The 14040-nt window shown below is 36.5% G+C and carries 13 protein-coding genes and 1 pseudogene; 7 read left to right on the top strand and 7 right to left on the bottom strand.

What is annotated here, in order from left to right; genetic code table 11:
- Positions 1 to 662: 662 nt before the first annotated feature.
- The 4 genes from N9I19_RS22045 to N9I19_RS22030 form a co-directional block, all read right to left on the bottom strand.
- A complete protein-coding gene (locus N9I19_RS22045) occupies positions 663 to 1499 on the bottom strand; it encodes an alpha/beta fold hydrolase (RefSeq protein WP_317778987.1) in 837 nt (278 codons plus the stop codon).
- Positions 1500 to 1841: 342 nt separating this feature from the next.
- Entirely contained in the window at positions 1842 to 2447 is a 606-nt protein-coding gene (locus N9I19_RS22040) for an alpha/beta hydrolase (RefSeq protein WP_317778986.1), read from the bottom strand.
- Entirely contained in the window at positions 2444 to 3400 is a 957-nt protein-coding gene (locus tag N9I19_RS22035) for a ring-cleaving dioxygenase (protein ID WP_317778985.1), read from the bottom strand. Before N9I19_RS22035 ends, N9I19_RS22040 begins: the two co-directional genes overlap by 4 nt.
- 96 nt (positions 3401 to 3496) lie before the next feature.
- Positions 3497 to 4438: a ring-cleaving dioxygenase gene (locus N9I19_RS22030; RefSeq protein ID WP_317778984.1), complete on the bottom strand. Its 942-nt coding sequence runs from the start codon at positions 4436 to 4438 to the stop codon at positions 3497 to 3499.
- A 707-nt stretch (positions 4439 to 5145) separates the two neighbouring features.
- Here N9I19_RS22030 and N9I19_RS22025 point away from each other — a divergent pair.
- The 5 genes from N9I19_RS22025 to N9I19_RS22005 all read left to right on the top strand — a co-directional run bounded on the left by N9I19_RS22025 (position 5146) and on the right by N9I19_RS22005 (position 9820).
- Positions 5146 to 5706, top strand: coding sequence for an NADPH-dependent FMN reductase (locus N9I19_RS22025; protein WP_317778983.1), 561 nt, complete (start codon positions 5146 to 5148; stop codon positions 5704 to 5706).
- A gap of 174 nt (positions 5707 to 5880) precedes the next feature.
- Entirely contained in the window at positions 5881 to 6525 is a 645-nt protein-coding gene (gene ycaC / locus N9I19_RS22020) for an isochorismate family cysteine hydrolase YcaC (protein WP_284471172.1), read from the top strand.
- A gap of 214 nt (positions 6526 to 6739) precedes the next feature.
- Positions 6740 to 7384, top strand: a complete 645-nt coding sequence (locus N9I19_RS22015; RefSeq protein WP_317778982.1) for a hydrolase — start codon at positions 6740 to 6742, stop codon at positions 7382 to 7384.
- Positions 7381 to 7974, top strand: coding sequence for an antibiotic biosynthesis monooxygenase (locus N9I19_RS22010; protein ID WP_317778981.1), 594 nt, complete (start codon positions 7381 to 7383; stop codon positions 7972 to 7974). The genes N9I19_RS22015 and N9I19_RS22010 overlap by 4 nt, the downstream gene beginning before the upstream one ends.
- A gap of 13 nt (positions 7975 to 7987) precedes the next feature.
- Positions 7988 to 9820: an amidohydrolase gene (locus N9I19_RS22005; protein WP_317778980.1), complete on the top strand. Its 1833-nt coding sequence runs from the start codon at positions 7988 to 7990 to the stop codon at positions 9818 to 9820.
- Positions 9821 to 9940: 120 nt separating this feature from the next.
- On the opposite strand, the pseudogene N9I19_RS25505 reads toward N9I19_RS22005, so the two are convergent.
- Positions 9941 to 10024 (bottom strand): annotated as a pseudogene (locus N9I19_RS25505) (IS6 family transposase); the annotation flags it as partial.
- Positions 10025 to 11292: 1268 nt separating this feature from the next.
- Positions 11293 to 11583, bottom strand: coding sequence for a hypothetical protein (locus N9I19_RS22000; RefSeq protein ID WP_317778979.1), 291 nt, complete (start codon positions 11581 to 11583; stop codon positions 11293 to 11295).
- A 379-nt stretch (positions 11584 to 11962) separates the two neighbouring features.
- On the opposite strand from N9I19_RS22000, the gene N9I19_RS21995 reads away from it, so the two are divergent.
- The gene (locus tag N9I19_RS21995; protein WP_176432034.1) at positions 11963 to 12106 is read left to right on the top strand and encodes a hypothetical protein; all 144 of its coding nucleotides are present in this window, start codon (positions 11963 to 11965) and stop codon (positions 12104 to 12106) included.
- 280 nt (positions 12107 to 12386) lie between these two features.
- Here N9I19_RS21995 and N9I19_RS21990 read toward each other — a convergent pair whose 3' ends face one another.
- Entirely contained in the window at positions 12387 to 12521 is a 135-nt protein-coding gene (locus N9I19_RS21990; RefSeq protein WP_284149564.1) for a hypothetical protein, read from the bottom strand.
- A 425-nt stretch (positions 12522 to 12946) separates the two neighbouring features.
- Here N9I19_RS21990 and N9I19_RS21985 point away from each other — a divergent pair, with 425 nt between their 5' ends.
- Positions 12947 to 13438: an FUSC family protein gene (locus N9I19_RS21985; protein WP_317778978.1), complete on the top strand. Its 492-nt coding sequence runs from the start codon at positions 12947 to 12949 to the stop codon at positions 13436 to 13438.
- Positions 13439 to 14040 lie beyond the last annotated feature (602 nt).

The raw sequence follows: 14040 nt of genomic DNA, 5'->3' as shown, positions 1-14040 counted from the left end.
TGAGGGAACCAACTGAAAAAAACAGAGAACCGTCAGAACCCTGAGGGGGCAAGAATTGGAGGAGAACAGCCTTAGAAAAACGATTGGATCAAGATTGAATCTGATTGAAAATGAGAATGGAATTATATTAATTTACGATTGGGATTTTTTCAGGTATTGGCATAAAAAAACCGAAGCTTTGCCGGGAAAAGTACCGGAAAAACCTTCGTTTTTGGAAACTTATTTTTATTTAAGTACCCTTAATTTTTTCTAAGGAAGGGAACTTTTTTATAGAGACAAAACATCGCGACTTTATTTCAAATCCATAAAAATACATCAGATTGAGTAAATTATAAAATGAAAAAACAAGATTATTCATTTAATCAAAATTAAAGAGAAAATGGGAGTGAAAAAGGATCTTCAAACGGGACTGTTGACAAACTAAAGAATTTCATAACCGGACCCAAAATATAGTAAACAAAAAAAAGATAAACACTACATTCAGTAGATGTTCATCTTTCTTTGTTTAAAGGGGTATTTGTCAACAGCCCCAAACGAAGATCCTTTTGTGCTGTTTTTTCAACTAAAGTGCATACGGATAAGGAGTTCTTCAACACCTGATTCATACGATATTATTAACAAAGAATGCTTTTTCTCATTTAAGTAAAACTGTCATTACTTTATTAGTCTTTTAAAAATGTTAGTAACGCTTCATTAAATTCTTTTGGATGAGTTGCGTGTAATCCATGCGGACCACCCTTTATTAGAGCGAGTTTACTACCAGGAATGGAATCATATGTACGTTTTCCACTTAACTCAAAAGGTACAGTTGCATCAGAGTCACCGTGAATAATAAGAGTAGGAATATTGATCTTTTCCAAGTCCTTTCTAAAATCTGTCTTACTAAAGGCCGTTATACAATCGAGCGTTCCCTTTGGAGAGGCACTAGCTGCAATATCCCGATTATATAAACGGAATGGCTCACTAACTAAATCTGTTTGATTACCAGCCGCGAAAAATCCCTTTGTAAATTTGTCAAGAAATGCAAGGCGGTCATTTATCACGCCACTTTTGAATTCTTCAATTGTTGCATCATCTAATGCTCCTTCAGGATGATCCTCTGATTTGTATAAATAAGGAGGAACTGCTCCAGCAAAAACAGCCTTTTCAATACGATCTGTTCCATACGAACTAATGTACCGAGCTACCTCACCTCCACCCATAGAAAAACCAACAAGTGTGACATTTTGAAGATTTAAATGTTCCAACAGTTTATGTAAATCAGAAGCAAGTGTATCATATTCATATCCTTCCCACGGCTGAGATGATTTTCCAAATCCTCGGCGATCATATGTTATGACTCTGTAACCTGCTTCAATAAGAGCTGGCACCTGATATTCCCAAGAGCGTCCACTTAAAGGCCAACCATGTATTAAGACAATGGGTTTCCCTGAACCCTGATCCTCATAATAAAGTTCAATTGGAGCATGATTTTCATTACCTACAGTAAATTTTGCCATATAAAAATTCCTCCCATGAAGTTTCTTTATTAACCCTATATTCTTGCTTAGCTGATCAAAAAAACTCTTTATCCAAAACATTTAAAATACTTTTTTTACAAAATGTTTATAGAAATTATTATATTCCCAACTATTAAAATTGAAAAATTATGAAAAAAATATATTAGATTACAATTTATTTGTTTAAACCAAGGTGTGTAAATCATTGAAAAAAATTAAAACTGAAAAATTGAATAAGAGATTTCTAAGCAACTCCAATTGGGGTATCTCCAATTAAGGGAATTAGGAATCACAGCCGTTCCTAAAATATCAAGGCTTATTTGTCGATTTCACTTGCAAATTTTAAAAGACTCTGCGATACCAGTAAGCCGCAGCTTCAACTTCATCAACAGTCAATTGATGCCCACTATTTTCCCAATGAACTTCAATTTTTGCATTAGCCTTTTCAAATAAGGATTGAAGTTCATTAGATTCCATCGGCGAACATATAGGATCATTTTTACCAGCAGCAATAAAGACTGATTTTCCTGACAAATCAGGAAGAACAATTCCTTTTCTCGGTACCATCGGGTGATGGAGGATGGCTCCCTTTAATGCATTTTGGTAGTGAAATAATAAACTAGCAGCTATATTAGCTCCATTTGAGTATCCAATAGCTATCATGTTGTCTCGATCAAAATTATACTTTGCAGCAGACTCATCAAGAAACTCATTTAATTCTTTTGTACGGAAAATCAGATCTTCCTCATCGAATACACCTTCAGCTAATCTCCGGAAGAATCGAGGCATTCCATTTTCCAATACATTTCCGCGGACACTTAGCACTGATGCCCCGTCATCAACTCTTCCCGCAATAGGTAATAAATCTAATTCATTTCCGCCAGTACCATGCAGTAATAATAACGTTGGTTTCGTTGAATCTTTACCCTTATTAAATATATGTTTCATGATTGATCTCCCTCCAGAACGCGAACTTCCACAGTAGGTAAGGCTTCTTCTAATTCTTCTCGTTTTGGCTCCAGCCAAGATGGTAACATCAGTTTATTACCAAGCTCAGCGACAGCTTCATCAACGGAAAAGCCTGGCGGATCGGTCGCTATTTCAAAAAGGATACCACCTTGTTCATGGAAATACACAGCATTGAAGTAGTTTCGATCACGAATCTCAGTCGGATAATACTCCTTATCTTGAAGAAGTGTTCTCCATCTCAAAAGATCTTGGTCATCCTTTGCCCTCCATGCGATATGGTGAACAGTTCCGGCCCCTTTTAACCCGCGAACCGAAGGAGTTAGCTTAATATCAATTGTATTTCCAAACTGACCATCCGATTTAAACCTAAGGAAGCTCGCTTCTTGCCCAAGACATTCGAGCCCTAATACGTTTTCAAGCACATCCGCAGTTTTATTAGGTTGAGTTGAAATTAAAATAGCTCCACCAAACCCTTTAATTGCGACCTCTGAATCGACTTCTCCAAAACTCCAATTATTTTTTGGGCCTTCATTTCGTTCCACTAATTCAATTTCGAGACCATCCGGATCTTGAAATTGTAAATATTTTTCTCCAAAACGTAGGGATTGAATAAACCTAATTCTAAATTTTTTCAAACGATTTTCCCAAAATTTAATGGATTGATTTGGGATGATAAAACTGGTTACTCCAACCTGTCCTGTGCCAATTCGACCTTTTAACTGGTTTGACCACGGAAAAAAAGTTATAACAGACCCAGGTTGACCAGTTTCATTTCCAAAATAAAGATGATAGACCTCTGGACGATCAAAGTTTATCGTCTTTTTTACAAGTCTTAACCCCAGTATGCCAGCATAAAAATCAATACTTCTTTGGGCATCGTTCACCATTGCTGTAATATGATGGATCCCTGTTGTTTTTTGCAACCTCACCATTCCCATTCTTTTCATTACTTTGATTAAGAAATTAATTAAGTCTCTCTATGGAAAAAATCTCACCTAATTTTGCATAATTTGTACCAGCTAACCAGCTCACAACTTTAATTCTCTTACCTCAAATGGTAAAATACTTTGTTTAATCTGCTCTCTAAACTGTTCATACTGCTCTGGCAACATTAATTTTTCTCCCATCGTCGCTTCAGATTCATCGTGAGAAAATCCAGGAGGATCTGTTGCAATCTCAAAGAGAATTTCCCCGTGTTCTTTAAAGTAAATCGCATTAAAATAGTTTCGATCTCGTACAGGAGTTACCTCATATCCGTTTTCCTCAACATATTTTTGCCATTCCAATTGGTCTTGATCATCCTTTGCCCGCCATGCAATGTGATGTACGGTTCCAGCACCCATTGTCCCGCGTCCAATTGGCGTTAATTTTAAGTCAATGACATTGCCAATTTCTGCTGAAGAACGGTAACGTGCAAAGCCGCCTTCCTTGCCGATTAATTCTAGTCCCAATATGTTTTCTAACAATACAGCCGTTTTGTCAGGATAGGCCGATAATAAAGTAGCACCGCCAAAGCCTTTAATAGCTACCTCAGGTGTTACCCCGCCAAAGGTCCATGTATTTACTTCGCCTTCTTCCCTTTCAACAATTTCCAAGTGTAGCCCATGTGGGTCATCAAACTCCAAGTATTCCTCGCTAAAGCGCTCCCTTACAGTAAACGGAATATTGAAGGATTCCAGTCTTTTTTTCCAGAACTTCATAGCTCCTTTTGGAACAACATAAGATGTAACGCCTACTTGACCATCACCAATTTTTCCTTGACTAGCTCCTGCCCATGGAAAAAATGTCATGATTGTTCCTGGTTTTCCACCCTCATTACCAAAATAAAGATGGTAGGTACCTGGGTCATCAAAATTGACAGTTTTTTTCACTAAACGTAAACCTAATACACCTGCATAGAAATCAACATTCTCTTGAGGATGACCAACAATTGCAGTAATGTGGTGAATACCCATCGTTTTTTTACTCATTTTATTTTCACTCCCATTTTTATTCCGGTTAGACACTAACCTTAAAAAAGCATCGCCAATTTGTCGATAATTGTATATACGACTTTAAGGGTGTTTTTTCCTTTATGCGAAGTTTTTTATTGTCTATAAATATTTGATCTTTAATTTTATTAAAAAAAGAATCTTGAAAATTATTCACTATATCCATTATTAAGTTTGGTTAAATAAAGGGGTATCGCCCAACATTTTCGATATCAAAGTGATATTGATGATATATGATTTCCAATGATTCATATGAAATAGGTCAGAAGGAGAAAATAGTTATAGTTAAGGTTGTCATTATTGAAGTTTCACCAGGAAGCTATATTGAATTTGCGATTACTATTTGAAATAGCAAGAAGATTCACCTTTATTCAATCAGAGAAGCAGATAGCTATTTATGGTGATTTTCTTTTCTTCCATTTCTGCACTCCCTCCAATTTTTTTATAGTTACTAGTATGCTGGAAATATAAAGTGATTGGAAAAGAAAATAATATAGACATAGTCTATTTGCCATAGCTGCAAACACTAGCCAATAATAAGAAAACTAATGAGAAATCCTTACATCCTAGATTTTTTGTAATAAACACTTCATTAAATTAAACAGTTTGAGATTAGGCATAAAGCCACTTTTTTCATTTTGCTATATCATGGTACGATGAGGTGATTTTAACAAAGGAGGAAATATATGTATAAGACCATTGGCCTTATTTGTGGTAGTTTACGAAAAAACTCTTATAATCGAATCATTGCTCAATCATTAACAGAGATGGATGATTCCCATCAATTTCGTTGGATCGAGATAAATAATCTACCTTTTTTTAATGAAGACTTAGAAATAAGTGTTCCAGAAACAGTGACATCATTTAAATCTGCTATCCAGGACGTTGACGGTATCATTATTGTAAGTCCAGAGTACAATTCTGGAATTCCAGGCGTATTAAAGAATGCATTGGACTGGGCATCAAGACCTCGGGAATCCGCTGTTCTTAGCAGAAAACCGGTTGGCCTAATTGGAGCAACTCCTGGGGGGTTAGGTACTGTTTATGCTCAGATGCAAATCAGAGAAATACTAGAAACTATGCAAGTTCATGTTCTTCCATTTCAAAAAGTGCTGATTTCTCAAGTACATGAAAAGATTGATTCCGATCAGAAAGTGCTTACTGACGAAAAGACAAAACGTTATCTTCAGCGTTATTTACAACAATTTATAAATTGGATAGATAAAACTCCTGCTTTAGATAAATAGAAGTAGAGCAAGCATTTTTAAAAATAAATTTGACGTTTTTCTCTGATTTTCAAGAAAATTATTGACGTTAATATAAGTTTAGTTATAAACTGATTGCGCCAAATGAAGAAATTTATGGAAAATATTCCAATGTTTAAACTTTCTTCATTACTTTAATATTAGGAGGAATACATAATGTCTGATCTCTATTCTCGTATTTCCAAAGATGATGCTGTCGTTCTTTTAGTGGATCATCAAACTGGCCTTATGGCTGGACTAGTTCGTGATTATGGTGTTGATGAATTTAAGAACAATGTTTTGGCTCTTGCTCACACTGCTAAGTTTTTTGATTTACCAGTTATTTTAACAACAAGCTTTGAAAACGGACCTAATGGACCACTAATGCAAGAATTGGTTGATCTTTTTCCTAACGAGCCAAAAATAGCTCGTCCTGGACAAATTAACGCATGGGATAATGATGATTTTGTAAATGCAATCAAAAAAACTGGAAAAAAACAACTTATTATCGCGGGCGTAGTTACGGATGTTTGCGTTGCTTTCCCGGCACTTTCCGCTATAAAAGCTGGGTATGAAGTATTTGCTGTTACTGATGCTTCAGGAACTTTCAGTAAACAAGTTGCAGAAGCTGCCAATACGCGTATGGCACATAGTGGCGTGCAACTTATGAACTGGTTTAGCGTAGCATGCGAACTACAACGCGATTGGCGCAACGATGTCGAAGGTTTTGGCAATTTGCTTGCTAGTAATCTTCCAGGTTATCAAAATGTAATTGGAAGCTATATGGGAGCTCAGCGAGATCTTAGTAAACAAAATGCATAAATTTATTCCTAAGAAATAGCTATAAATCACTTTTTTAAAAAGTGGATAGCATAAAAGTAGCGCTGATTTAATCAGCGCTACTTTTTAAATAAGAAGTATAGCAAGGCTTTTATTTTTACGATTACAGCTGAAACTAATAATTGCCTTTAAAAAAATATTAAAATTGTTTCAAAAAACTTTATTTGAAAAAATTTTAAAAAAGGAGTGTTTTATTATGAGTAATTTAGAATTGTTAACTCCGGAGAACAGTGCATTAATTTTGATCGATTTTCAGCCTCAAATGACTTTTGGAGTTGCAAGCATTGACAGACAAACATTAATGAATAACGTTATGCTGCTTGCTAAATCAGCAAAAGCTTTTAACGTACCTACTATTCTTACTACAGTTGAAACACAAAGCTTTTCTGGTTATTTTTGGCCACAAATTCTTGACATATTTCCAAACCATGAAATTATAGAACGTAGTTCAATGAACTCTTGGGAAGATTCAAAATTTGTTGAGGCAGTTAAAGCAACAGGTAGAAAAAAATTGATATTTGCAGCACTTTGGACTGAAGTTTGCCTTGCATTCCCTGTGCTTGAAGCAATTAAAGCTGGCTTTGAAGTTTATGCAGTTGATGATGCTTCAGGTGGTACTAGTTTGACAGCACATAACGCTGCTATGCGTCGTGTAGAACAAGCTGGAGCAATTCCAGTGACAGCAATTCAAGTTTTACTTGAATACCAACGTGACTGGGCACGCAAAGACACTTATGATGCTGTTATGGATATTGTAAAAGAACACACTGGCGCTTATGGTCAAGGTGTGGAATACGCATATACTATGGTACATGGCGCGCCTCCAAGCAGGAAAATATGAATCAAGAAAGAGTATCTGTCGGAGAAACTCATACAGGGAACACTATGGATGCTGGTGGTCCAGTAACAACGATTGTTACATGGGAAATTCAAGAAGGTAGAGAAAAACAGTTTGAAACGTGGAGACATGAAATCGAAGCTGCCGCTACTAAATTTCCAGGGCATTTAGGCGTAAATCTAATAGTCCCCAATAACGGATCCAGAGAGTATACTGTTGTTTTTCGCTTTGATACGTATGAGCATCTTCGTGCTTGGCAAGAATCAGATATTCGTCGAGATTTGTTAAAAAAGGCAGAACTATTTCAAGCTACTAATCCAACGTACAAAACTGAAAGCAGTTTGGCTTATTGGTTTGTTACTCCGAAAATGCCAGTTCCACCGCCAAAATGGAAAATGTCCATTGTTACCGTTCTTGGTGTATGGCCTCTTAGCATGTTGGTTCCTAAAGTGGTAGGACCTTTTATAAAAAATATGATTCCTATTATGTCAGCTTTTTTTGTTTCAGTATGTATAGTGTCCTTGCTATCATGGGTAGTAATGCCGATTCTCGGTAAAATATTTCATCCATGGTTACAGAATAATAGGAAGTAGACGAGGTGTGAACATGAATTTACCGGATATGATCTTATATAACGGAAAAATCACTACCCTTGACCCATCTCAACCTGAGGTATCGGCTATCGCCATAACTGATGGTTTAATCACTGCAGTAGGTGGAGATGAGCTTCTTGATAGTGCCACAGAAAATACCAAAAAAATAGACCTTAAAAGAAAGAGAGCTATTCCGGGCTTGAATGACTCTCATATACACGTTATTCGTGGCGGTCTTCATTATAATATGGAATTGCGCTGGGAAGGTGTGCCATTACTTGCTATTGCTCTGGAAATGCTTAGAGAGCAGGCAAGGCGTACACCTGCTCCCCAGTGGGTAAGAGTAGTTGGAGGTTGGTCTGAATTTCAATTTAAAGAAAGACGGATGCCAACTTTGGAAGAGATTAATGCTGTTTCTGAAGACACACCTGTCTTTGTGCTACATCTTTATGATAGAGCACTTGTTAATCGTGCAGGGTTGCGTGCACTGGGATACACAAAAGATACCCCAGATCCTCCGGGCTGTTTAATTCAGCGAGATAAACGAGGTAATCCAACGGGTCTTTTAATTGCCAATCCTAACGCTTCTATTCTATATTCAAGTTTGGGTAGAGCTCCAGTACTTAATATTGACGATCAGATTAACTCTACTCGCCATTTTATGCGCGAATTAAATAGATTAGGTATCACAAGTGCCATTGACGCAGGTGGCGGATTCCAAAATTATCCTGATGATTACAAAGTTGTTGAACATTTAGCCGAGAAGGATCAATTAACTTTGCGTATTGCTTATAATCTATTTACGCAAAATCCAGATCATGAATATGAAGACTTTGCTTCATGGGCAAAAATTGTTTCTCCGGGTCAAGGAAATGATAAGTATAAAATGAATGGTGCTGGAGAAATGTTAGTATTCTCGGCAGCCGATTTTGAAAAATTTCAAATGCCACAGCCCGACCTAGCTACGGTGATGGAAGCTGACTTAAAGAAAGTAATTTCTCTATTGGTGGAAAACCGTTGGCCATTCCGTTTACATGCAACTTATGACGAGTCAATAACACGTTTCTTAAATGTTTTTGAGGAAGTCAACAGAGAAATTCCATTTAATGGTCTACGCTGGTGGTTTGACCATGCAGAAACAATCTCAGATCGTAGTATGGAACGTGTTAAGGCTTTAAATGGCGGTATTGCCATCCAAGACCGCATGGCTTTCCAAGGTGAATACTTTGTTGATTTATACGGAAAGGAAGCTGCAAAGCATACTCCTCCGATTTATCGTATGCTAGACCTGGGTATACCTGTTGGCGCCGGTAGTGATGCAACGAGGGTTTCCAGCTATAACCCTTGGGTTGCTCTTTACTGGATGGTTGCAGGAAAAACCATTGGTGGTCTTTCGATATACGATGAAAAGAATAAACTTGACAGAAAAGTAGCTCTGGAACTATATTCCAAAGGAAGTGCATGGTTCTCCGGTGATGAAGATAAAAAGGGTACCCTTGCAGTAGGTCAGTTTGCTGATATTGCTGTATTGTCTGCTGACTACTTTACTGTGCCAGAAGAAGAAATCAAAGACCTTGAATCATTACTCACCATTATGGGTGGGCAGGTTGTTTATGGAAATGATGAATTTAAAAATTTATCACCTGAATTGCCGCCAGCATCACCTGATTGGTCACCGACGGGAGTTTATGGTTATGGTGGTGCTAACCTAGCCGACAATATACTTTCTCACGATGCCCATGATCACAAACATAGTTGCAGTAACCCTCTCCATCAACACACTCATACCGTAATAGGAAATGATGGAACTAAATGGGGTATCGGTTGTACTTGCTTTGCTTTCTAATAAGGGTTTGGGCCGAGGTAGGACCCAAATAGTAATGGTATTGAGATCATAATGGTAATATGGGTTCTGGTGCAAATAATATGTAGATACGAAATAGTAGTCTATTCCTAACGGAATCTACTAATATGCGGTAAGACCGAAGAGTTGATTGATTGACTTGATTTGTTTTTTGACAGACTTCTCTCCTTGCAAAGTCTGTCTTTTTTATATCCGCTATATTAATCGCCTATTTTATACCAGGGGATGCAAATAAGAAACCTAAAGGGTCTGTTTTCTCTTATTTTATTAAAATTGGAGTAATATTTAATAAAAAAGACTTACCTATTTACTATATTATTTCAACAGTGCTCTTTATTTCACTAGCTGGCTATTATACAACCCTAGTAAGTTATCTAACTGGTCCTAATTTTGGATTAAACCACTGGCAAATATTATTGATTCGAGCTGTTGGTATCATTGGAATGTTAGTTAGTTACAGGTATTGCCTTGACCCTTCCTACCATCATTTCATTAATTGGACAACTAGCTGGATCTTCTCGTGGTATTGCTGTTTCGTTTCATATGTTTATGGCTTTCTTAGGTGCCTCTATCGGACCAATTGTATCAATTGCATTGGTCAAAAGTGGCTGTCATTTGATTACCTTTGCATCGTTGGCCGGAATACTACTTCTAAGTCTCATTATTCCGTTCTTCATCCGCATTGAAAAAGGAAATAGAGAAAAAGCAACTCAGATATCCTAAGGGAATGAGATAAGGTTAATATACCGATGTTTGTATGAAATCACACTATATTTAGTATATTTTTAACTTAAAAGGTAGGTTGATGGTTCCCTCATATCCAATTATATGTAATGAAACATCATATGTATCATTTTAAATATTTCTTGAATTTTTTTCAATTCTATTAAATGTGAATAATTGACTATCACATGTTTTTCTATAACTTCAAGAATGGTTCTACCAAGATACCCCAGAAAAGCTAATCCCATAATGGAAGGTGTTGTTTTGAGGAATTGTTTCCAGTATGTTTTTTGCTTCAGTAGCATTACTAGACGAAATTAGAATTCCTCGGTCACGAATAGACATCAAAAGGGAACCCCCCTTTTTACCCATTATATACGAACGAACGCTCTTTAACCCCTCACCAATTAAGGAGAGCCATATTTTGAACATTACCCGCAACTCATGAAGTTTCTGAGCTACTTATTCAGATTGGCAGCTGCAATTGCCGCATACGAATGGTTTCAACAGATTAAAAGGGAATATGCTTTTAGTGGTGATTTTAAAGTTGTTTATAATGGAGACATTGATATTACGGAGTTAGTGAAGAGGTTAACCCTGCAATTCCTGATGATTTACCTTTTTAATAAAAATTAAGCCCCACTTTAAAGATAAGGGCTTTAAAATTAGAAGTATCTGTACAATTTCATATTCGCTCTCTCATATTTGCTCTTAGCCACTAACTTCTTTTCTCAATAAGGGTAGTATGAATATGGGGATAGGTATGGAGCATATCCTGGATATCCATAGCCATCATACCCATAGCCACCATATCCATAGCCACCATAATATGGCCCTGCAAGCAACGCTCCTGCAGCAAGCCCTCCTAGAAAAGGAAATCCAAAACCAAACGGTCTTCCAAATCCAAATGGTCTCCCAAAACCTCCAAAGTGCCCTCCACCAAAACCTCCAAAGTGCCCTCCACCAAAACCAATTCTTCTTAAATCATTTACATTTATATCATCATTTATTAAACCATACATTTTTAGTAATTCCCCCTCAATTCTTTAGTTGATTTAGCTTATGTAAACTCCCAAGAGAAGGTTCTTTTTGTTTACAATGAGAAATTATTTAAATACAGGATTGAGGAAGAGATGTAACAAGTTGTTGAGATTATACTTATAAAGGGGATAACAATATATTTCCAACCCATGGAATTTTATAAAAAACGAGGAGATTTCTATGGAGAAAGGATACCTAAATGAGCAGCAACTACAATATACGAATTGTTTGAGTGCCTTTTTAGATATCTAAGGATTTAGTAATTTAGTTGCAAAAAGCAAAGAAGATCCAAATATTTTGAAGACCTTCTAAAAGCTTTAAAAACTATTGAAAACTTTGTTGCTCAAAACGAGGGGAAAAATGAAAGCGAAGGTAATGTATCATTTGGATCACGCTTTATCAAAGCATATCAATTTGAAAAAAGAAGCCATTTACCCAAGAATCATTATAGATCCTGCTCTATTAGATGGAAGTTCAGACCCTACCCATACGGAGAACCATTGATCTTGATATTTGAAGGGCAGCTGATCTTCAGCATGAAAAATAAGTCCACATTCAGCTATTGGCATAGAGCTCGTACGAAGCAATTGATAGCTAGCCGGTTTTTGGTGTCTAACAATTGGGGTGCAGTTCATTATTGTGGTCTTTTTTAGTGCACCCCTATGGAACTTATAAACCAAAAGACCCGCCATTCGAATCCTGGGTCAGTTCAGAATGAACTTGACTGTTTTTTTATGTTTAATTTCGGTATCAATCCTTTTGACTAATTGTAGGTTTTTAATTTTCAATTGACGATTTTCAAGTGCTGACCTGACAAAACGTCCCAAGAATCTGCATAAATTTCTTGTTGAATTTCCTTTACTACCTTTTTTAAACCAGCTATTCCCATCGCTAGGGTTGTATTCGGATGATTGAACATAGATATCATCGTTTCTGCTTGCAATCCTATATTGAACTAAAACTCCATTTTCTTCATCGTCAATTAATTCATTGGGGCAATATCTAATATTTTAACTCACTATAGCAGTAGTATTAGACATGCTTTCTAACAGCATTTCATTCATCATCTTCAACTAAAACCTTTGCTGCTCCTCTTCAGCAGCGTATGATGAACAAACCTTATCTCCATCTATAATTGCTGGATAAAAAATCCACCGTCACAAGCCTTTCATTCCCCATGCATCTCAACTTCTATACCTCCTGTTCTTCATCAACGAACTGTGTAGCAACATAATCAATAGTTCTTACTTATTCAACTACATAGAAAAACAATTAATCCATATACATAGAAATTCACCATACGAAGGATTCTATAAAAAAGTAGAGTATTATCCCGAGGTAAATATGAAAACAAAAAAACACGAAGTGCCAAATAAGAACTTTTCAATACTAATATGGAAAATGGCAATAGGTTCAGCCCTGTCCAGGGAATTATCAAAACTATTGGGTTCCGCTCATCCTTACCTAGCTCCACTCACGGTCATCCTATGCCTTCAATCAACAATGGACAAAACGGTCCAACGATCCATACAACGTGTAATTGGAACCATGATTGGTATTTCCGTCATTGTGCTCATTGCAAGACATATGAGTATAAATGGATGGAGTTTAGGACTATTAATTCTTTTAGGATGTTTTATCACGCAATGGTTAAAATTTGACAAAACAGTAATTCATCAAGTCGCACTCACGATATTATTTGTTTTTGTACTTGAACACCAAACGAAACATTATGCCATAGATAGAATGACGGATACTCTAGTAGGTGTAGTTATTGCGGTTTTAGTCCAGATAATTTGGTTCCGTCTAATTTCCAAGAAGCAACAAGGCGAGTAGATAAGATATACTCAAGTGGCGTTCCTTTTGATTGGTCATATATCAACTTCGCTTTTTTTTCTCTATGGTAAATGCACTCAAGGTCATACAATGAGTTCTCAGAGTTGCTTTCCTTGGGACGTTTTGAAATATCCCATTTTCAAACAGTTCATTCTTATAAAAATCTTTTTCAAGTTCGGCTCTTTAACGTAAGACCATATTTTTAATCCTTTCTGTAAAGTTAATATCTAAAACAAAATGACACCTACACGTACATTTGACTTTATAATTATTTAGGCTAAGTGTTTCCTGAAAACACTGTAAATGTACAGGATGGACAGAAAGCTATATATCTTTGTCCGTTCATAAGCCTTCACCCTTTCACAGGTTAGATAAATCCTTTTTTGAGTAATTCACGAGTCATATAGTTCTGGCATAATTAATGCTGCTTGCCATTTAACCAGCTCTCTATCACGAATTGTACTCATCAGAATCTCATAAGAGACAGAAAAAAATTCCTTTCCTAAAGAGACCACTTATTGTGGTCTCAGACTGTAGACAAACTCGATGAAAATCGAGTTTGTCTATTTTTTATGAGTTGTACAATTTGGCCGTTGATTTTC

The sequence above is a fragment of the Peribacillus sp. CSMR9 genome, assembly GCF_033141925.1.
Classification (GTDB): domain Bacteria; phylum Bacillota; class Bacilli; order Bacillales; family DSM-1321; genus Peribacillus; species Peribacillus simplex_A.
Note: the sequence above shows the minus strand (reverse complement) of the source record. Positions and strands in the feature narration are given on the sequence as shown.